The organism is Mycobacterium sp. NGS45, assembly GCF_059812645.1.
On the sequence record NZ_JCALDB010000010.1, the window covers coordinates 55,152 to 72,589 of the forward strand.

Here is a 17,438-nt window from a genome sequence, read left to right on the forward strand (position 1 = left end):
TTACAAGAGCTACCAGAGGGGATGCGATGACCGAGCAGCAACACGTCGTGGTGGTCGGGGCCGGCCTGGCAGGTTTGGCGGCCACCGTGTGGCTGGCCGAGAAGGGCTATGCGGTAACGCTGTTGGAGAGCAACGGCTCGCTCGGCGGCCGCACCATCGGCCTGACCTCAGGGTACGGCGATCCGATCGAGAACGGTCAGCACGTGTTCGCCGGCTGCTATGAGAACGTCTTCCGCTACCTGGAATCAGTGGGTACCCGGGAACTGTTGGAGTTTCCCGAAGAATTCGGGGTGCGCTACCTGGGCGGGCACGTCGAGAAGATGGGGCTGCGCCCGGCCAACGCGCGGCGGATGATGCTGGGCCGGGTGAAGGGCATGAGCATCCCGACCATGCTCAAGGCGGCCCCGGCCTGGGCCCGGTTGATGCGCGACGTGGTCGCGTTCAGCGACCAACTCGACGACATCACCGTCGACGAGTGGTTCGACCGGGTCGGGTTCCCGGCACCGGTGCGCCGAATCATGTTGAACAACATGGTGCTCGGGTTGCTCAATGAGCATCCGCGGTTGGCATCAGCGCACGCGTTCGCCGCGCTGCTGCGCACCGGGGCCGACCGGGTGCGGCGGCAGGGGCCCGGCGCCGCCAAGATCGGTTACCCGACAGTGGATTTGCAGACCCTCTACCTGGACGGCGCGCGCCGGGTGATGGCCGAGCGTGGTGTCGACGTGCGGCTGCGCACCCGCGCCACCTCGGTGCTGGTCGGCGACGACCGGACCACCGGTGTGCGGCTCTCGGACGGCTCCGAGATCGACGCGGACGCCGTGGTGCTCACCGTGCCGTCCTGGAATCTGCGTTCGCTGCTCGACGACGTCCCCGGCTCCGAGGATGCCCGGCTGGCCGCCAAGCAGATGGAACCCATCCCGATCATGAACGCCTACGTGCTGCTGGACCGCCCGCTGGGCACGGTCGCGCCGTGGGAAACGTTGCTGGACAGCGACATCGGCTGGGTGTTCGACCGGGACCGGATGCACGGTCCGCGCGCCGACGGTAACCACCTTTATGCGTTGACCACGTGTGCGGCCTATGACCTGATGGGGTTGAAGAACGCCGAGGTCGGCGACCGGTTGGTGAGCGCGCTGCGGGCCAGCTATCCGGCGGCCCGAGACGCGCAGGTACTCGACGTCACCGTGGTGCCGTGGCCCAAGGCCACCTTCTCGTCGCGGGTCGGCATGTCGACCATCCGACCCGGCAACCGGACCGCACTGCCGAATCTGGTGCTGGCCGGTGATTGGACGCACAACGACTGGCCCACCACGATGGAGGGCGCCGCCCAGAGCGCGGCCTGGGCCGTCGACTTGGTGCACGAGGAGCTCGCGGCGCTTTCTCGCCGCTGAACCGACGGCCGGTCCGGTTCTGGGGCGCCGGGAAAACTGGCTCCCGCGCAGGCGCGACCTTGTCCTGGAGACCAGGCTCGGCTCGTCGGCCCGGGCGCCGAAGTATCGAAATTCAGGTGCGTGGTGAGCGCGTCGATAATTTCACATACAGTCTTGTATATCTCATACAGAGCTGTATAGTCGTGACCGTGGTCACAGCGTCGGATGCCCGCGCGCACCGGCTGTGACCAGCTCACATAGCCCAAGGAGCGACTGCGCATGACTGCTACCCACCCGATTCGGCCGGGGGAATGGTTCGACGATCCAGAACTCGGCAAGAGCCTCGATGACGTCGACTTCAGCCGGTACCGAATGGAGATCAGCACCGACCGTTACGTCGACGCGGACTACGTCCAACGCGAGCATCACAGCATCTGGATGAAGGTCTGGCAGGTCGCCGGCCGGGAATCCGATCTGCCCGAGGTCGGCGACTGGACCGAGTACAAGCTGCTGGACCAGTCCTTTTTGCTGCTGCGCGGCAAGGACGGCGTGATCCGTGGCTTCGTCAACGCCTGCCGGCACCGTGGCAACGTGCTGTGCCGCGGACGGGGGAACTCCAAGCGCGGTCTGCTGTGCCAGTACCACCTGTGGTCCTACGACCTGGAGGGCAAGCTCAAAGGTGTTCTGCGAGAAAAGGAAAACCTGGTCACCGCAGTCGATAAGGAGGGTTTGGGCCTGATCGAGATCTCGGTGGAATGCTTTGCCGGGTTCGTCTTCGTCAACCCCGATCCGAACGCCGAACCGCTGGCGCAGTTCCTCGGTGCCGAGGTGGTCGAGATGCTCGCCCCCTACCACCTCGAGGACATGGTCAGCGTCCTCGATGTGCGCGAGGAGCTCAACTGCAACTGGAAAGTGGTGATGGACGCCTTCTCGGAGGGCTACCACATCTCCGGAATCCACCCTGAACTGCTGCAGGTCGTGATGGTCGACCCGAGTACCACCCGGTACCGGTTCTTCGACAAACACAACGTGGCCTGCGCCCCGTTCGAGGTGGCGGGCAAGAAGTTCGGGCTCGAGGAGCAGATCGAAGGCATCATGGCGCTGCCGGAGACATTCCCGTCGGTCACCGCGGTGCTGCCGCGCTTCCAGGAACTGGTTGCCGAATACCGCGACGCCGCAGGGCAATTGCAGCTACCCGATGGTGTGACGCCGCGTACCCTGTTGCAGACCGCTACCCGGCAGACCCTGACCGGAATGGGCTTCGACGTCAGCGCGCTGACCGATGCGCAGATGAGCGACAACCACGGCTGGGTGCTGTTCCCGAACTTCTTCATGACGGTGCGCGCCGGCGAGGCCACCGTGATCCTGGCCCAGCCGCACGAGAGCGGTGATCCGAACAAGTGCTACTGGCACATCATCAGCGTGATGTGGCTGCCCGAGGAACACCGCGACGTGTTCAAGGCCGAGCCGATCCGGGTCGAAGAACCAGGCAGCTTCAAGTACTTCCTGGCGCTGCAGCAGGATTACGAGCAGATGCCGCGCCAGCAGCAAGGGCTGCGCAACCGCCCACTCGAGTTCATGTCCCTGGTCAAGGAGGAAATCGTGATCGCGCACTACCACTCGGTGGTCGACCGCTACCTGTCCGGAGCGGCCCAGTGAGCACCTTGCGCGAGGCGATCGCAGCGCACACCGGAAATGCCCGACGGGTCTTGGAATACGCCCAGACCACCAAGGATTGCGTCGATGCGGCCAAACAGCCCGGCGCCGGGGTGCACACCTGGGACGCGCTGCGCGATCTGCTCGCCGTCGACGAGTTCATCCGGGTCGGAAACTTCAAGGAGGTCATGGACTGGGACGGCTACCTCGGGTTCCTGACCAACTGGGCGCCGGCAGCCGAGTGGGACTGCACGGTCAAGCGGGTCACCGAGGTCGGTGACCTGGTCTTCCTGGAGCTCGAAGAGCGCAGCGCGATGGGCGATTTCAGCAGCGTCGTGAACTCGATGTCGTCCTTCGAGTTCGGCGCGGAGCACAAGATCCGCCGCATCGACGTCTACCTGCAGATGGAGCTGCCGGCACCGGAACTGCTGGAGGGGTACGACGGTGTCGACATCTCCCAGTGAGTGCCCGTGGGGTGGCGACCTGGACTCGGTGGACTTCTTCACCAGCGGCCGGATCCTGGCCGACCCGTACGACTATCTGGCCGCGCTGCGCGACGAGTGCCCGTTGCGTCGGGAGAAGCACCACGACGTGGTGATGGTCACCGGCTACGACGAGGCACTGGCGATCTACAACGACAAGGAGCGGTTCTCGGCGTGCTTGTCGGTGACCGGTCCGTTCCCGGGTTTCCCGGTGCCGATCCCGGCGGGCGCCGACGTCAAGGCACTGATTGCCGAGCATCGCGATGCGCTGCCGATGAGTGATCAGCTGCCGACGTTCGACCCGCCGAAGCACACCGCGCACCGCTCGCTGCTGTCGCGGATGATCACCCCGAAGCGACTCAAGGAAAACGAAGACTTCATGTGGCGGTTGGCCGACCGCCAGTACGACCTCGCACTGACCGGCGAGGGCTGCGAGTACATCGCCGATTTCGCCAGCCCATTCGCCATGCTGGTGATCGCCGACCTGCTCGGTGTGCCGGAAGCCGATCACCCGGAATTCCAGCAGGCCCTGCTGGACAACGTCACCGGCACGATCGGCAGCAGTGACGGCGACGAGTTGCACGACACCCCACTGCAGTACCTCTACGACAAGTTCAGCGCCTACATCAGCGAACGCCGGGACAACCCGCGCGAGGATGTGCTGACCGGAGTGGCGTCGGCGACCTTCCCCGACGGCAGCATGCCCGAGGTGATCGACGCGGTCCGGGTGGCAGCCAATCTCTTTGCCGCAGGCCAGGAAACCAGTGTCCGGCTGCTCAGTGCCGCGGTGATGATGCTCGGCGAGGACCAAGAGCTACAGGCCAGGCTGCGTGCGCGTCGCGAACTGATCCCGAACTTCGTCGAAGAGGCGCTGCGCTACGAGAGTCCGGTGCGCGGCGACTTCCGGATGGCCACCGAGGACGTCGAGGTCGGCGGGGTCGCGGTGCCGGCCGGCACCATCGTGATGTTGGTCAACGCGGCGCTCAACCGGGACCCGCGCAAGTTCCCGGATCCGGACACCTTCGACATCGAACGCGCCAATGCCCGAGCGCATGTCGCATTCGGTCGCGGTATGCACGCCTGCCCGGGGGCGCCGCTGGCCCGTGCCGAAGGCGTGATCAGTTTGGAACGGCTGCTGGACCGCACCAGCCACATTTGGATCGACGAGCAGCGCCACGGACCGGCCGATGCCCGCCGCTATCGCTATCTGCCGACCTTCATCCTGCGCGGTCTGACCAAACTGCACATCCGCTATGAGCTGACCGATCGAGGCTAGGCCGGCTCCACGTGGGACATGACCATCTCCATGAACGGCCGGTACAGGTCGTCACCGTCGATGTTGCTCGCCAGCGTGACGCCCTCGTTGGCCGCGATCAGCACCTTGGCCAGGGTTTCGGCGGGCATCGTCAGCCTGCCGCCGATCTTGGCCAGGTGTGCCTCGATGTAGTTGGCCAGCGACGCAACGGTTTCCCGGCGCTGGGCGGCCACCCGCTCGCGCGCGTCGGGGTTACGCAGCAAAAACAGCGTGAACTCGTAGCCGAGTGCGGCGCGGTCGGGGTTGCCCAGGGCCAGGTCACGCCACCGGCGCGCGAGCGCGTCGATGTCGAAATCATCGAGGGTTTGGAAGGATTCGACGATGTCGGTGAATCCGTCCAGGAACCGCTGCAGTTGTCGTTCCATCACGGCCAGGAAGAGTTCTTCCTTGGTGCCGAAGTTGGAGTAGATGGCGCCGCGGGTATAACCGGCCGCGTCGGCGATGACCTCGAGCGCGGCCGCGCCGAAACCCATCCGCGCCACCACTTCTTCGGCGGCGTCCAGCAGCAGGCTGCGGGTGTGCTCCACCCTGCGCTGCCGGGTCCATCGCTCTGCCACGTCGACATTCTTTCAGTCCGGTCGGGGCAAGGGGCGGGCCCCCACACCCCGGTTTGCTACGGCCGACCCTCCGTCTGGATGGCTGCCGCCCAAACCTCCGTTAGATTCAGCTGTGTATCTAGAATACAGGTTCGTATGTCAAATGCGGGCCGTTCACACCTACGCCTCCGGGCGTGACCCCGAAAGGAATGCCAATGGATCTGGTCGATCGGATTGCCAAGCACCGCCGGATGGCCGAGAGCTATCGGGACAAGTACGTGCTGCAGAAGGTGGCCGAAGGCGAGGCCTACGACGAGTGGGAGTTCACCGATGACGCGGTGTACACCTCGCCGTACTTCGTGGCCGACCAAGAATTGGTGCTCAAGGACGTGGCCCGGTCCTTCGACGTCGCGGCCACCGTCGAGGCCAAGGCCTACTCGGTGGCCTTCCCGGACTGGAAGCCTGCCGACTTCCGGTGCTGGCCGGCCGACAACGGCTTCGTGATGCGCACCCGCTGGGAAGGCACCACGGCCGAGGGCGAGACCATGGGCTTCTACTCGATCAGCTTCGTCGACACCGACGAGGACGCCAAGATCACGCACTGGTCCACCTACGTCAACGACGAGGAGTACGGGCCGTTCCTGGAGAAGGCGATCGGTGCGCGCGGGCCGTTCAACGGCGACGAGTACATGGAGGCACTCGGCCGGCACTTCGAGAAGCACGGGTTGAGCCTGACCTGAGCTTCTGACCAGCGCAAACTCTCACGAATGTGGTACCCGCCATAAAACGGGTTATGGCGGGTTACCCTACAGATCCGCGACAATGTCGCCGCGGATCTGTGAGGAGGTTGCCGTGCGGAACGCCACCAGGACTGCGCTGCCGGCCGGGCGGCCGGTAACCGTCCGGGGTGCCGATGGCACCCGGCTGCACACCGAGGTGTTCGGTCCCGACGACGGCTATCCGGTCGTGCTGGCGCATGGCATCACCTGCGCCATTCCGGTGTGGCGCGAACAGATTGCCGACCTGTCCCGGGATCACCGCGTGATCGCGTTCGATCACCGCGGCCACGGCCGCAGCGGAGTCCCCAAGCGGGGCCACTACAGCCTCGACCACCTGGCGTCCGACGTCGACGCGGTGCTGGATGCCACCTTGGCCCCGGGTGAGCGCGCCGTGCTGGCCGGGCACTCGATGGGCGGCATCGCCTTGCAGGCTTGGGCCGAGCGTTACCAGCGCAAGGTGTCCGAGCGCGCCGACTCGGTCGCGCTGATCAACACCACCAGCGGCGACATCATCCGGCAGATCAAGTTCTTGTCGCTGATCCCGCAGGTCGCCGCCCCGCGGGCGCTGGTCGCGACCCAGGTGGTCCGCAACTTCGGTGGTCTGCCCGCCGTGCCGGGCGTCGGGGTGCCGGCTCGACGGGTGATGTCCCGGCTGGTGGTCGGTCCTGGCGCCGACCCGGAGGTAGTGAAGTTCGTCTACCGCCTGTTCGCCAGCACACCGCGCGCCGGTCGCGCCGGTTGCGCCCGCATGCTGATGGATTCCATTGAGCGCAAACAGCTTCGGGTGGACAACTTGACCGTGCCGACGCTGGTGATCGGCAGCAGCGACGACCGACTGCTGCCCGGCGGGTCGAAGCACATCGCCGACCGGGTGCCCAACCTGGTCGACTACGTCGAGGTGCCCGGCGGGCACTGCGCCATCCTGGAGCAGGCCGACGAAGTCAACCGCCGGTTGCGTTCGCTGACCGAATCGGCCTCGGCCACAAGGCGGTTGAGCTCCTAAGTCTTGGCCAGCGCGGCATCGGCCTCGGCGGCCGCCCGCAACCCGGATCGCACGGCGCCGTCCAGGAATCCGGTCCACCGGTCCGCGGTCTCGGTGCCGGCCCAGAAGATCTTTTCGCCGACCGGGGCGCGTAACCATTTCCCGACGCTGGTCCAGGAGCGCGGCGGTACCGCGGCGGTCGGTCCGCCTGGCGCGAATTCCTCACGGCCCCAACAGTGGTCGAGGTAGTCGATCGGTGTCAGCGCGGCCGGCCCGAAGATCGCGGCGAATCCCGCCAACGCCTGGCTGCGCCGTTGTTCGGCCGGCAACTGGTCGAAGTCGCGGGCGTCGACGAACCCGAGCAGAATGCCGGGTCCGTCGCCGCCCGGGCTGACGTCGAAGGTGATGAACACCGGCCCGATGTCGGACAGCGCTTCCCCGGAATTGCCGGCCGCCCGCCAGAACGGGGTGGGGTAGGCAGCGTAGGCCTTGGACAGCTTGCCCTGCGGCCAAAGTTGGCTCAGCCGGCGGTATTCGGCCGGCAGCTCGGGGCTGAAGCTGATCGCGGCGCGGTGCTGCGGCGGGATCGCCACGACGACGGCGCCCGCGCACACGTCGTGGTCGCCGAACCCGACCCGGACGCCGTCGTCGTGCATGGTGATCCGATCCACCCGCGCGCCCAACCTGACCCGCGCACCGAGCTGCTCGGCCATCCGGACCGCGATCTGCGCGGTGCCGTCGGGGAACCGGTCCTGCTGGGCACCGTCGACCACGTCGAGCATCCGATCCAGACCGCCGGCGGCCCGCACGTATCGCAGCGCGGCCAGCAATGAGACGTCAGCTGGTTCGGCACCCCAGGTCACCCGGGACACGATCGCCATCAGCGCCAGCGTGCTGGGGGAGGCGCGCACCGCGTGCAACCACTGCTGCAGCGAGAGCGCATCGAGTGCGGCGGCCTGCGGCGCGGTCCAGGGCTGCTCCAGCGGCACCCGGCGGGACAGTCGGGCGAACCGGGCCCGCACCCAGGCCACGTTCAGCAGCGCGGCCGGGGAAAGCGCCGGGACGGTGCCGGAATAGGACCGGACCCTCCCGCGCCAGCGGATCAGGTTCTTGCCGAAGTGGTACGTCGGCACCGTCGGGCAGCCCAGTTCGGCGGCCAACCCCAACACCGCGTCCTGGGTGGGGCCGACGAACGTGGCGCCGAGGTCGACCGGGACTCCGGCCAATGTCGTGGTGTGGGCACGGCCGCCGACCCGGTCGCGACCCTCCAGAACCCGCACGCTGCGCCCGCGCCGGGTCAGCTCCCGGGCGCAGGCCAAACCGGCGAAACCCGCGCCGACCACCACCACTTCGGTGCGTTCGTCCATGGCGTCCAGTCAAGCGCATAAGGTGGCTGAACATGAGGATTCTCACTGCGCTGTCCAGCCCCGTCGACGCGATCGAGCGAGCCCACGCGCTGCGCGAGGCCGGCGCCGCCGGCGTGTTCACCTTCGAGGGCCCGCACGACGTGTTCGCGCCGTTGACCCTGGCCAGCACGGTCGGCGGGTTGGACCTGCTGACCAATGTGGCAATCGCGTTTCCGCGCAACCCGATTCACCTCGCACATCAAGCCATCGACCATCAGTTGCTCAGCGGCGGCCGGTTCGCGCTGGGGCTGGGCACCCAGATCCGCACCCAGATCGAGAAGCGCTTCGGCGCTGCCTTCGATTCCCCGGTGGCTCGGATGACCGAACTGATCTCGGCGCTGCGGGCCATCTTCACCGCCTGGGACACCGGGGAGCGGTTGAACTTCCGCGGCGAGTTCTACCGGCACACGCTGATGACACCGACCTTCAGCCCCGGCGCCAACCCCTATGGGCCGCCGCCGATCTACCTCGGTGCGCTGGGCCCGCGGCTGACCCGGGCCGCCGCCGAGCACGCCGACGGACTGCTGGTCATGCCGTTCGGCACCAAGAAGTTCCTGCATGAGCACACCATGCCGATCGTGCGGGCCGGCCTGGCCGCCGCCGGGCGCAGTGACTTCGCGGTGCTGCCGGAGATCATCGTGTCGCCGGGTGAGGACCACGCCGGCACCCGGCAACTGTTGGCGTTCTACGGCTCCACCCCGGCCTACCGCCCGGTGCTGGACGCGCACGGCTGGGGCGAGCTGCAGACCGAGTTGCACGCGTTGTCCAAGCAGGGCCGCTGGCAGGAGATGGGCACGCTGATCGACGACGACGTGCTGTCCACCATCGCGGCGGTGGGCTCACCGTCCGAGATCGCCGCGCAGATCGCCGACCGGGTGGCCGGGCTGGACGGGGTACGCGCCGACACCGTGTGCATCTACTCCGGCGGTGCGTTGCCGGTCGACAGCCTGGCCGAAATCATCGACGCGCTCAACTGATTCGCCGTTCCCGGCCTGACTGCCCGTCCCAGCCGCCTCCGGCCCCTCCCGCCCGTTCCGCCTCCTCCCGATTCTTCCCGCTCAACCATTTTGCTCCCGCTTATTAAACTCAATTAGCGGGAACAAAACGGTTGAGCGGGAACGGGATTGGCGCTTAGCAAGAGCAAAACGGTTGAGCGGGAACGCGATTGGCGCTTAGCTAAAGCAAAACGGTTGAGCGGGAACAGGGCCGACTGTCGGGTCAGCGTACCGACAGCACGACCTTGCCGCGGGCGCTGCGGTTTTCCAACGACGCGATCGCCTCGGCGGCCTGCTCGAACGGCAACACCTGCGGCTGCGGGGCGGGTACCCGACCGGACTCCAGCAATGCGGACAGCTCGTCCCACTGCTCGGCCAGATACCCCGGGTGCGACAACGCCCAGGCGCCCCAGCCGACGCCGACCACGTCGATGTTGTTGAGCAGCAACCGGTTCACCCGAACAGTCGGGATCTCGCCGCCGGTGAACCCGATCACCAACAGTCGGCCCGCGGGCGCCAGGGACCGCAGCGAATCGGTGAACCGGTCACCGCCGACCGGGTCCAGCACGATGTCGACGCCCCGCCCGCCGGTCAGCTCGGCCACCGCGTCCTTGAAGCCGTCGGCCAGCACGACGTCGCTGGCCCCGGCGGCCTTGGCCACCTCGGCCTTCTCCTCGGTGGAGACGACGGCGATGGTGCGTTCGGCGCCCAGCGCCGGTGCCAGCCGCAGTGCCGCGGTGCCGATCCCGCCGGCCGCGCCATGCACCAGCACGGTCTCACCGGGCAGCAGCCGACCGCGGGTACGCAACGCGAAGTGCACGGTCAGGTCGTTGAACAGCACACCGGCGCCGGCCTCGAACGACACATTGTCCGGCAGTGCGAACACCCGCTCGGGCGGCAGCAGCGCCACCTCGGCCATCCCGTCGGTGATCATGGTCAGCCCCAGCACCCGGTCTCCGGGAGCGACGTGTGCGCCCGCCGGCGCGCTGCGCACCACACCGGCCACCTCACCGCCCGGTGTGAACGGTGGTTCGGGTTTGTACTGGTAGAGCCCACGCGACAGCAACGCGTCCGGGAACGCGACGCCCGCGGCGTGCACGTCGATCAGGACGCCGTCCCCGCTCGGCTCATCGACCTCGTTGATCACCACAGCTTCGGGCCCGTCGAGCCTCACGATCTGAACCGCACGCATACTGCAGACCTTAGGCGATTTCGGTGCGACAACAGGCGCTGGGCGCCCCCAAACGCACCGAAATCGCGAGAATCAGGGGGCGACGGTGAGCCAGTCGGCGAACCCGGACGGGTCGTGCCGGCCCAGCGCGCCGTGCTCGAACAGTCCCCAGCCCTCATGCTCGCCGGAGCCGTCGCGGCACACCGCGCGCCCGACGTGGTCGATCACGCCGAACCCGGCCCGGCCAACGATCGCCGGGTCGGCCATGTCGTAGCTGAGCCGCTCGGTGAAGTTCTCGCCCTTCCAGGTGCCGTGGATCCAGTCACTGTCCCCGCCGTAGCCGCCGCCCACGTGGATCGGGCAGGCCAGCTTGGATTCCACCTCGAACACCACCGGTGCACCGTCGGCCGCGGTGGCCTCGATGGTGGCGCCGGTGGGGATCCGGGTGCCCGAGGTGTAGGCGATCTGCACCCGCGGCCAGCCCAGTTGCTCCACCCGGCCGTCTTTCCAGATCCGGGTGCAGTCGTTGAGCGAGCGGAAGCCGTCCGGCTCTTCCTGGATGATCAGCACGATCGAGAAGTGCTCGAAGGCCATCGGCACGTACAACCACCACATGCCCTCGAACGGTGGATCGGCCGGCCGCCCGGCGGGTTCGGCCTCGCCGCTGGGCCGAATGCCCCAGGACCGGTCCCGGCTGCCGATCCACACCGACGGGTCGACGGTGATCTGTTCGCCGTCGATCTCCAGATGCCCGCTCCAGGAACCCAATTGCGCGAACCGCTGGGCATCGAGGGTGATCCGGTTGCCGGTGCGCAGCACATGTCGCTGCTCCTGTACCGCGGTGCACAGACCGGTCCAGGTCAGGTTCGCCGCGATACCTTCGGTCTCCTCGACGACCAGGCGCAACCGGTGCAACGGTTCGTCCACCTCGACGCGGTAGTTGCCGACGTTCTGGTTGAGTCGGTTGCCGTCGATGGCGTCCGAGAAGTGCAGCGCGGTTTGGGTGTGGCCGTCGTCGCCGCGCCGGGCCACCAGCAGGAAGGCGTCCTTGACCCCGAGGTTGGGGTAGTAGCCGATCCCGGAGACGACGAAGATGTTGCCGCTGCGGTCGTGTGCGTTGAAGTAGGACCGGTCATAGAAGTTGCGGTCGCTGGATCCCGGCCAGGCAATCGGTTGCGGCAGTTGATGAACCGGGTATTCGTCCATCGGTCCCAACATCAGGCGGCCGCCTTCGGGTCCAGCAGCCGTTCCAGCAGTGGCTTGTGGTAGAACAGCGACTCGATGTCCTCGGGCATCTCCATCTCGCCGAACCGCACCCGGCGGGCCCCGGTGCGCATGAACACGCAGCACCACACCACACCGCAATACACGTAGAACCAGCGCAGGTCGCCGACGGTGGCGCCGGTAAGGCGCTGATAGGTCGCGACGACGTCGTCCTCGCGTAGCACGTCGGGCATGCCGGGCAGGCCGGCCATCGAGCACAGCTCCTGGAACACGTTGTGCGCGAAGATTATCCACGAAACATCGAGTTCACGCGGACCCACACAGGCCATTTCCCAGTCCAGCACCGCGACCGGTCGGAAGTCGCGGTAGAGCACGTTGCCGACCCGAGAGTCACCCCAGATCAGCACCGAGTCGCCGGCCGCGGCGTCGGTGGGGAAGTTGTCGGTCAACCACGCCAACGCCCGGTCCACCAGCGCCGAACGGCCGATGTCGTTGACGCTGAACTCATACCACTGCTGCAGCCAGTTGAAGCGCCGGCGCAACGCGGTGTCCCCGGGCGGATCGGCCTGGGCCAGGAAGTCGAAGGTCTGCTCGGCGTCCGGGATGGCGTGCAGTTTCGCGATCACCTCGACCGTGGCGTCCTGCAGTTGACGCTGCTGGTCTGCGGTGGCGTCGAAGAACCAGTTGTCGCCGAAGGTGTAGGGCATGACATCGGGCGGCACCTCGCCGCTGACGTGGTCCATCACGAAGAACGGCGCGCCCAGCACCTCGCCGGTGGGTTCCAGCCAGCGCACCGTGGGCACCGGCACGTCGGTGAGTGCACCCGCGATGCGCATCACCTCGAACTGGTGGTCCATCCGGTAGTCGGAGAACACCGGAACGTCCTGCGCGGTGGGCGCGACCCGGACCACCCAGCGTTGCTCGACGTCCTCGCCGTCGGAGTGCCAGCGTCCGGTCAAGATCAGTGTCTCCGAAGACATTCCATTGGTGTCGATGCCGCTCTCCACGGTGACCTGCGGGGTGACGCCGCCGGGCAGTTGGGTGGACAGCCACTGCGACAGCACGGTCGGGACGGTGCAGACATCGCGGCTGGACCGTTGCAGGCGGTCGACGTCCTCGACGGCGCGACGCTGCGGGTGTTCGTTCGTCATCGAACGGCGTTCCCTTCCCAGACTATTACGATACGCTTAGTAGCGTTATGAAAGCAGACCCGTCTGCCGTTGACAAGGTTTCGGGCGTCGGCCGGCCCCGCGATCCGCGCATCGATGCCGCCATCCTGGCCGCCACCGCCGAACTACTGGTCGAGGGCGGCTACGCCAACCTGACCATGGCGGCCATCGCCACCCGCGCCGGCACCACCAAGACCGCGCTGTACCGGCGCTGGTCGAGCAAGGCCGAGCTGGTGCACGAGGCGGTCTTCCCGACGGCGCCGTCGACGTTGGTCACCCCGACCGGCGACATCGCGGTGGACGTGCGGGCGCTGATCGCGGTCACCCGCGACGTGTTCACCAGCCCGGTGGTGCGCGCCGCGCTGCCCGGCCTGATCGCCGACATGGTGTCCGACCCGCAGATGAGCCACCGGATGATGAACCGGTTCGGCGTCGCGTTCGACTCGGTGCAACGGCGGATCGCCGATGCGGTGGCGCACGGCGAGGCGCACCCTGACGTGGAACCGGCCCGATTGGTCGAGGTGATCGGCGGCTCGACACTGCTGGGCATGCTGTTCAACCCCGACGCCGTCTTGGACGACGATTGGGTGGACCAGACCACGGCCATCGTCGTACACGGAGTGAAGGTAGATAGATGAGCGGACGACTCGACGGACGCACTGCCATCGTCACCGGCGCCAGCCGGGGGCTGGGCCGGGCGATCGCGCACGCCCTGGCGGCCGAAGGTGCCGGGGTGGCGGTGGTGGCGCGCACCGAGCAGGTGTGGAACGACAAGCTGCCCGGCACGATCGGGCAGACCGTCGGCGAGATCGAAGCCGCCGGTGGCCGCGCGGTGCCGATCCGCGCCGACCTGACCAACCCCGACGACCTGCCGCGCCTGGTCGACGAAGCCCGCGCGGCGCTGGGTCCGATCACGGTGTTGGTCAATAACGCTGCGTTCACCGCGCCCGGGCGCCCACCCGCGACGACCGGCGCGACCGCCGAACCCAAACCCGCAGCGAAGCCGTCGCGCAAACCCGCGCCCAGCCAAGCGGATTGGCCGGCGTTCGTCGGGACCCCGGTGCACGCCTTTCGGCGGCACTTCGAGATCGCGGTGTTCGCCGCCTACGAGCTGACCCAACTGGTGGTACCCGACATGCTGGCCGCCGGGTTCGGCTCGGTGGTCAACATCAGCTCGGTGGCCAGCAGGATCCCGGGGCCGGGCCCGTACCGCGAGCTGTCCGGCGGCATCCTGCCCGGGTACGGCGGTTCCAAGGCGGCCCTGGAACACCTCACCGAATGCGCGGCCTACGAACTGCAGCAACGCAACATCGCGGTCAACGCGCTGTCCCCGTCACAGGCCATGCTCACCCCCGGATTGTCCTACTACCGAACCGATTTCGACGACGTCGGCTCCGAGGACGAGTTCGCCGAGGCGGTGCTGCGGCTGGCGCTGGTGGACCCGCAAACCTGCACCGGACGCACCGTTGGGCACCACCAGGTGCTCGACGGCAGCTTCGCGCCGTTCCAGGGCGGCGGCCGGATATGAGGGCGGTCAGCTGCCTGGGCGGCGAGTTGTCGGTCGTCGACCTGCCGACCCCGCAACCGGCGCGCGGTCAACTGCTACTGCACGTACACCGCTGCGGGATCTGCGGATCCGACATCCACGCCCGCCAGCACGCCGACGAACTGACCGAGGTGATGGACGACGTCGGCTACGACGGCTTCATGCGCAGCGACACCCCGGTGGTGCTGGGTCATGAATTCAGCGGTGTGGTCGCCGAATCCGGCGCCGGGGTGGGCAAGGCGTTCAAGCCGGGCACTGCGGTGGTGTCGGTTCCGCTGCTGCGTTCACACGGCGGGGTCAACCTGACCGGGCTGTCACCGCATGCCGCGGGCGGCTACGCCGAGCTGGTATTGACCGAGGCCGCACTGAGCTTCGTGGTGCCCAACGGCCTGGACCTGGATACCGCCGCGCTGACCGAACCGATGGCGGTGGCACTGCATGCGGTGCGGCGCAGCCAGGTCGGCCGTGCGGACGTGGCGTTGGTGGTGGGCTGCGGACCGGTCGGACTGGCGACCATCTGCCAGCTCAAGGCGAAGCGGGTGGAAACCATCATCGCCAGCGACTTCTCGCCGGCACGACGTGCGCTGGCCGCCCAATGCGGCGCCGACGTCGTCGTCGACCCGGCCGCGGATTCCCCGTATGAGGCGATGGGGCGCAAGGGCGTGCTCACCTCCACCATGGCGCTCTACGAGATGGGTGTCGGCTCGATGGAGAAGCTGCGCAAGATTCCCGGCTGGCAGCACGTGTACCGGGTGGCCGACAAGTTCGGGGCGGCCGGTCCGAAGCGGCCGGTGATCTTCGAATGCGTCGGCGTGCCCGGCATGATCGATGCGCTGGTTGCCGCCGCGCCGGTCAACGCGCGGGTGGTGGTTGCCGGGGTCTGCATGCAGACCGACCGGATCCGGCCCGCCCTGGCGATCGGCAAGGAGATCGACCTGCGCTTCGTATTCGGTTACACGCCACTGGAATTCCGCGACACCCTGCACATGTTGGCGGAAGGCAAGCTGGACGTGTCGGCCATGGTGACCGGCACCGTGGGGCTGGCCGGGGTGGACAACGCGTTCAGTGCGCTGGCCGACCCCGACCGGCACGCCAAGATCCTGATCGATCCGCTCAGCGACGTCGAAAGCCCCTGAGCCGCAGCGTGCTACTGGTCCTTGACGAATGAGCGGGCACCGAAGTTCGGGTTGGCGATCGACACCGACACCCCGGTGCCGATCGGGCCGTGCACGTCGAACAGGCTCGCGGTCCCGGTGGCCAAACCGTCAGAGCTGTAATGGGTCAACGACGCCATCCCGATGTAGGGCCCGACCGGCAGTCGGCACAGCGTCAGCGTGTAGTCGGCGTTGATGAAGCCGAGGCCGGACGGGGAGAACCCGGTCAGCGACGGGGTGACGTCCACGGCCAGCGCGGCCTGCACGAACGGGCTGATCTTCTCGCCCTCGACCAGATCACGAACTTCGCGCACCCAGGCGAACCGCTGCCCGTCGTGCTGCCACTCGTGCCGCGGGTCATCAGCCTGAGATTCCCGGCCGTAGCTCTTGACGTACATCGGGATGGCGTCGTCGAACTCGGGCACGTCCTCGGGCGGCGGCGGCATGTCGATCGGCACGTTCCACGGCCGCTGCCCGGGCTGTTGGCTGGGTCGCAGGAACAGCGACGACGCCCGGGCCACCAGCTCGCCGCGCTGGCTCAACGTCGCGTCGATGGCCTGCATGCGGCCACCGGTGCGCACCACCTGCGCGGTGACCGAGACCGGTTCCGTGGCGACCCGCCGCAGGATGTCGACGGTCAGCCGCACCGGCGACAGGTCCGCATCGGCGACCTCGGTTTCGATGGCGCGGGCCAGCAGACCGCCGATCACCTGGCCGCCGAGGGTGGGGCCCCAGCCGCCCTGCGCGATCTCATTGGGCACCAGCTGCGCGCCGGACCGCACGAAATAGGGGGTCAGGGACATCTGGACTCCTCGCTGAAGCACCTACCGGAATACTTACAGTAGCGAAGGCCGCAGGTCAGTCGCCGAGCTGGCTCTTGTTGCGGGCCACCACCGCGGTGCGCCGCTCCTCCAAAGCAGCCACATCCAGCTCCTGAGCACCGGAAATCCGCTGCTCAGCGGCCAGCGCGGATTCGGTCAGGCCGGCCCAGCCCTGCTGGTAGATCTGTTTGAGCCCGGCCATGGTGGGCGCGGGCACCTCGGCGATCTGGCCGGCCAGCTCGACGGCCCGGTCCAGCAGCCGGTCGTGCGGCACCACCTCGGTGACCAGGCCGATCCGTTCGGCGCGGGCCGCGTCCACCACCTCACCGGTCATCGACAGCCGGCGCGCCATCGCCGCGCCGACCAGCTGCGGCAACCGCGCGGTCATCCCGCCGCCGGGCAGGATCCCGACCCGGGCATGCGTGTCGGCGAACACCGCCCGCTCGGAGGCCACCATGAAATCGCAGGCCAACGCCATCTCCAGGCCGCCGGTGAAGGTCGGGCCGTTGACCGCGGCCAGGATCGGGGTGCTCAGCAGCGCGGGTTTGGCGATGCAGTCATGCGACTTGAACCGCTCGAAGTACTCGCTGCCGTACTGCTGGGCCTCCTTGAGGTCGACGCCGGCGCAGAACGCCGGGTCGGTTCCGGTCAGCACGATCGCCCGTACCTGCGGGTCTTCATCGGCGGCCGCATACGCTGCGAACAGGGCTTCGATCAGCTCACGGCTCAACGCATTTCGGGCCTGCGGTCGGTTCATCGTGATGACCCGCACGCCCGGTGCGGCTTGGCTGGTGATGACGACGCTCATCCCAGCAAGCTAACGCACCGGGGC

17 protein-coding genes are annotated in these 17,438 nt (G+C 67.8%); 10 read left to right on the top strand and 7 right to left on the bottom strand.

The features are described from left to right. Window positions 1-26: 26 nt before the first annotated feature. From hpnE to AC5Y3P_RS11140, 4 genes are all read left to right on the top strand, one after another. Window positions 27-1,391 carry a hydroxysqualene dehydroxylase HpnE gene (gene hpnE / locus AC5Y3P_RS11125; RefSeq protein WP_500045953.1) on the top strand — a complete coding sequence of 455 codons (1,365 nt, stop codon included), beginning with the start codon at window positions 27-29 and terminating at the stop codon, window positions 1,389-1,391. A gap of 258 nt (window positions 1,392-1,649) precedes the next feature. Next, window positions 1,650-3,029: an aromatic ring-hydroxylating oxygenase subunit alpha gene (locus tag AC5Y3P_RS11130; protein WP_500045954.1), complete on the top strand. Its 1,380-nt coding sequence runs from the start codon at window positions 1,650-1,652 to the stop codon at window positions 3,027-3,029. After that, window positions 3,026-3,490, top strand: a complete 465-nt coding sequence (locus AC5Y3P_RS11135) for a hypothetical protein (RefSeq protein WP_500045955.1) — start codon at window positions 3,026-3,028, stop codon at window positions 3,488-3,490. Before AC5Y3P_RS11130 ends, AC5Y3P_RS11135 begins: the two co-directional genes overlap by 4 nt. Next, window positions 3,471-4,784 carry a cytochrome P450 gene (locus AC5Y3P_RS11140; RefSeq protein WP_500045956.1) on the top strand — a complete coding sequence of 438 codons (1,314 nt, stop codon included), beginning with the start codon at window positions 3,471-3,473 and terminating at the stop codon, window positions 4,782-4,784. Before AC5Y3P_RS11135 ends, AC5Y3P_RS11140 begins: the two co-directional genes overlap by 20 nt. Here the strand turns inward: AC5Y3P_RS11140 and AC5Y3P_RS11145 are convergent. Beyond that, complete coding sequence (locus AC5Y3P_RS11145; protein WP_500045957.1) at window positions 4,781-5,380, bottom strand: TetR/AcrR family transcriptional regulator; 600 nt, start codon at window positions 5,378-5,380, stop codon at window positions 4,781-4,783. The two genes, AC5Y3P_RS11140 and AC5Y3P_RS11145, sit on opposite strands and share 4 nt — an antisense overlap. 194 nt (window positions 5,381-5,574) lie before the next feature. Between AC5Y3P_RS11145 and AC5Y3P_RS11150 the strand changes: the two genes are divergently transcribed. Together AC5Y3P_RS11150 and AC5Y3P_RS11155 are read left to right on the top strand one after the other, a co-directional pair. Continuing rightward, window positions 5,575-6,099 carry a hypothetical protein gene (locus AC5Y3P_RS11150; RefSeq protein ID WP_500045958.1) on the top strand — a complete coding sequence of 175 codons (525 nt, stop codon included), beginning with the start codon at window positions 5,575-5,577 and terminating at the stop codon, window positions 6,097-6,099. 82 nt (window positions 6,100-6,181) lie between these two features. Beyond that, on the top strand, window positions 6,182-7,141 hold the full coding sequence (locus AC5Y3P_RS11155; protein WP_500045959.1) for an alpha/beta fold hydrolase: 960 nt from the start codon (window positions 6,182-6,184) through the stop codon (window positions 7,139-7,141). Here the strand turns inward: AC5Y3P_RS11155 and AC5Y3P_RS11160 are convergent. Beyond that, window positions 7,138-8,487, bottom strand: coding sequence for a flavin monoamine oxidase family protein (locus AC5Y3P_RS11160; RefSeq protein WP_500045960.1), 1,350 nt, complete (start codon window positions 8,485-8,487; stop codon window positions 7,138-7,140). The genes AC5Y3P_RS11155 and AC5Y3P_RS11160 overlap by 4 nt on opposite strands. Window positions 8,488-8,519: 32 nt before the next feature. Between AC5Y3P_RS11160 and AC5Y3P_RS11165 the strand changes: the two genes are divergently transcribed. Next, a complete protein-coding gene (locus AC5Y3P_RS11165; protein WP_500045961.1) occupies window positions 8,520-9,503 on the top strand; it encodes a TIGR03617 family F420-dependent LLM class oxidoreductase in 984 nt (327 codons plus the stop codon). A 241-nt stretch (window positions 9,504-9,744) separates the two neighbouring features. On the opposite strand, the gene AC5Y3P_RS11170 is transcribed toward AC5Y3P_RS11165, so the two are convergent. The 3 genes from AC5Y3P_RS11170 to AC5Y3P_RS11180 all read right to left on the bottom strand — a co-directional run bounded on the left by AC5Y3P_RS11170 (window position 9,745) and on the right by AC5Y3P_RS11180 (window position 13,067). Then, window positions 9,745-10,713 (bottom strand): NADPH:quinone oxidoreductase family protein, encoded by a 969-nt coding sequence (locus AC5Y3P_RS11170; protein ID WP_500045962.1) that lies wholly within the window; start codon window positions 10,711-10,713, stop codon window positions 9,745-9,747. A 72-nt stretch (window positions 10,714-10,785) separates the two neighbouring features. Continuing rightward, a complete protein-coding gene (locus tag AC5Y3P_RS11175) occupies window positions 10,786-11,910 on the bottom strand; it encodes an Rv3169 family protein (protein ID WP_500045963.1) in 1,125 nt (374 codons plus the stop codon). Beyond that, the gene (locus AC5Y3P_RS11180; protein WP_500045964.1) at window positions 11,910-13,067 is read right to left on the bottom strand and encodes a phosphotransferase family protein; all 1,158 of its coding nucleotides are present in this window, start codon (window positions 13,065-13,067) and stop codon (window positions 11,910-11,912) included. Before AC5Y3P_RS11180 ends, AC5Y3P_RS11175 begins: the two co-directional genes overlap by 1 nt. A 47-nt stretch (window positions 13,068-13,114) precedes the next feature. Here AC5Y3P_RS11180 and AC5Y3P_RS11185 point away from each other — a divergent pair, with 47 nt between their 5' ends. From AC5Y3P_RS11185 to AC5Y3P_RS11195, 3 genes are read left to right on the top strand one after another with little or no spacing between them, the layout of a single operon-like run. Then, entirely contained in the window at window positions 13,115-13,723 is a 609-nt protein-coding gene (locus AC5Y3P_RS11185) for a TetR/AcrR family transcriptional regulator (protein WP_500045965.1), read from the top strand. Continuing rightward, window positions 13,720-14,613 carry an SDR family NAD(P)-dependent oxidoreductase gene (locus AC5Y3P_RS11190; RefSeq protein ID WP_500045966.1) on the top strand — a complete coding sequence of 298 codons (894 nt, stop codon included), beginning with the start codon at window positions 13,720-13,722 and terminating at the stop codon, window positions 14,611-14,613. Before AC5Y3P_RS11185 ends, AC5Y3P_RS11190 begins: the two co-directional genes overlap by 4 nt. Beyond that, on the top strand, window positions 14,610-15,767 hold the full coding sequence (locus AC5Y3P_RS11195; RefSeq protein WP_500045967.1) for a zinc-binding dehydrogenase: 1,158 nt from the start codon (window positions 14,610-14,612) through the stop codon (window positions 15,765-15,767). Before AC5Y3P_RS11190 ends, AC5Y3P_RS11195 begins: the two co-directional genes overlap by 4 nt. 11 nt (window positions 15,768-15,778) lie before the next feature. On the opposite strand, the gene AC5Y3P_RS11200 is transcribed toward AC5Y3P_RS11195, so the two are convergent. Continuing rightward, on the bottom strand, window positions 15,779-16,588 hold the full coding sequence (locus tag AC5Y3P_RS11200) for a thioesterase family protein (protein WP_500045968.1): 810 nt from the start codon (window positions 16,586-16,588) through the stop codon (window positions 15,779-15,781). A 55-nt stretch (window positions 16,589-16,643) separates the two neighbouring features. After that, window positions 16,644-17,414: an enoyl-CoA hydratase gene (locus AC5Y3P_RS11205; RefSeq protein WP_500045969.1), complete on the bottom strand. Its 771-nt coding sequence runs from the start codon at window positions 17,412-17,414 to the stop codon at window positions 16,644-16,646. Window positions 17,415-17,438 lie beyond the last annotated feature (24 nt).

Excerpts from the sequence above, each read along its gene's own strand:
- hpnE (WP_500045953.1), top strand. The coding sequence starts at position 27 with ATGACCGAGCAGCAACACGTCGTGGTGGTCGGGGCCGGCCTGGCAGGT.
- AC5Y3P_RS11130 (WP_500045954.1), top strand. The coding sequence starts at position 1,650 with ATGACTGCTACCCACCCGATTCGGCCGGGGGAATGGTTCGACGATCCA.
- AC5Y3P_RS11150 (WP_500045958.1), top strand. The coding sequence starts at position 5,575 with ATGGATCTGGTCGATCGGATTGCCAAGCACCGCCGGATGGCCGAGAGC.
- AC5Y3P_RS11155 (WP_500045959.1), top strand. The coding sequence starts at position 6,182 with ATGTCGCCGCGGATCTGTGAGGAGGTTGCCGTGCGGAACGCCACCAGG.
- AC5Y3P_RS11160 (WP_500045960.1), bottom strand. The coding sequence starts at position 8,487 with ATGGACGAACGCACCGAAGTGGTGGTGGTCGGCGCGGGTTTCGCCGGT.
- AC5Y3P_RS11165 (WP_500045961.1), top strand. The coding sequence starts at position 8,520 with ATGAGGATTCTCACTGCGCTGTCCAGCCCCGTCGACGCGATCGAGCGA.
- AC5Y3P_RS11170 (WP_500045962.1), bottom strand. The coding sequence starts at position 10,713 with ATGCGTGCGGTTCAGATCGTGAGGCTCGACGGGCCCGAAGCTGTGGTG.
- AC5Y3P_RS11175 (WP_500045963.1), bottom strand. The coding sequence starts at position 11,910 with ATGTTGGGACCGATGGACGAATACCCGGTTCATCAACTGCCGCAACCG.
- AC5Y3P_RS11180 (WP_500045964.1), bottom strand. The coding sequence starts at position 13,067 with ATGACGAACGAACACCCGCAGCGTCGCGCCGTCGAGGACGTCGACCGC.
- AC5Y3P_RS11185 (WP_500045965.1), top strand. The coding sequence starts at position 13,115 with ATGAAAGCAGACCCGTCTGCCGTTGACAAGGTTTCGGGCGTCGGCCGG.
- AC5Y3P_RS11190 (WP_500045966.1), top strand. The coding sequence starts at position 13,720 with ATGAGCGGACGACTCGACGGACGCACTGCCATCGTCACCGGCGCCAGC.
- AC5Y3P_RS11195 (WP_500045967.1), top strand. The coding sequence starts at position 14,610 with ATGAGGGCGGTCAGCTGCCTGGGCGGCGAGTTGTCGGTCGTCGACCTG.
- AC5Y3P_RS11200 (WP_500045968.1), bottom strand. The coding sequence starts at position 16,588 with ATGTCCCTGACCCCCTATTTCGTGCGGTCCGGCGCGCAGCTGGTGCCC.
- AC5Y3P_RS11205 (WP_500045969.1), bottom strand. The coding sequence starts at position 17,414 with ATGAGCGTCGTCATCACCAGCCAAGCCGCACCGGGCGTGCGGGTCATC.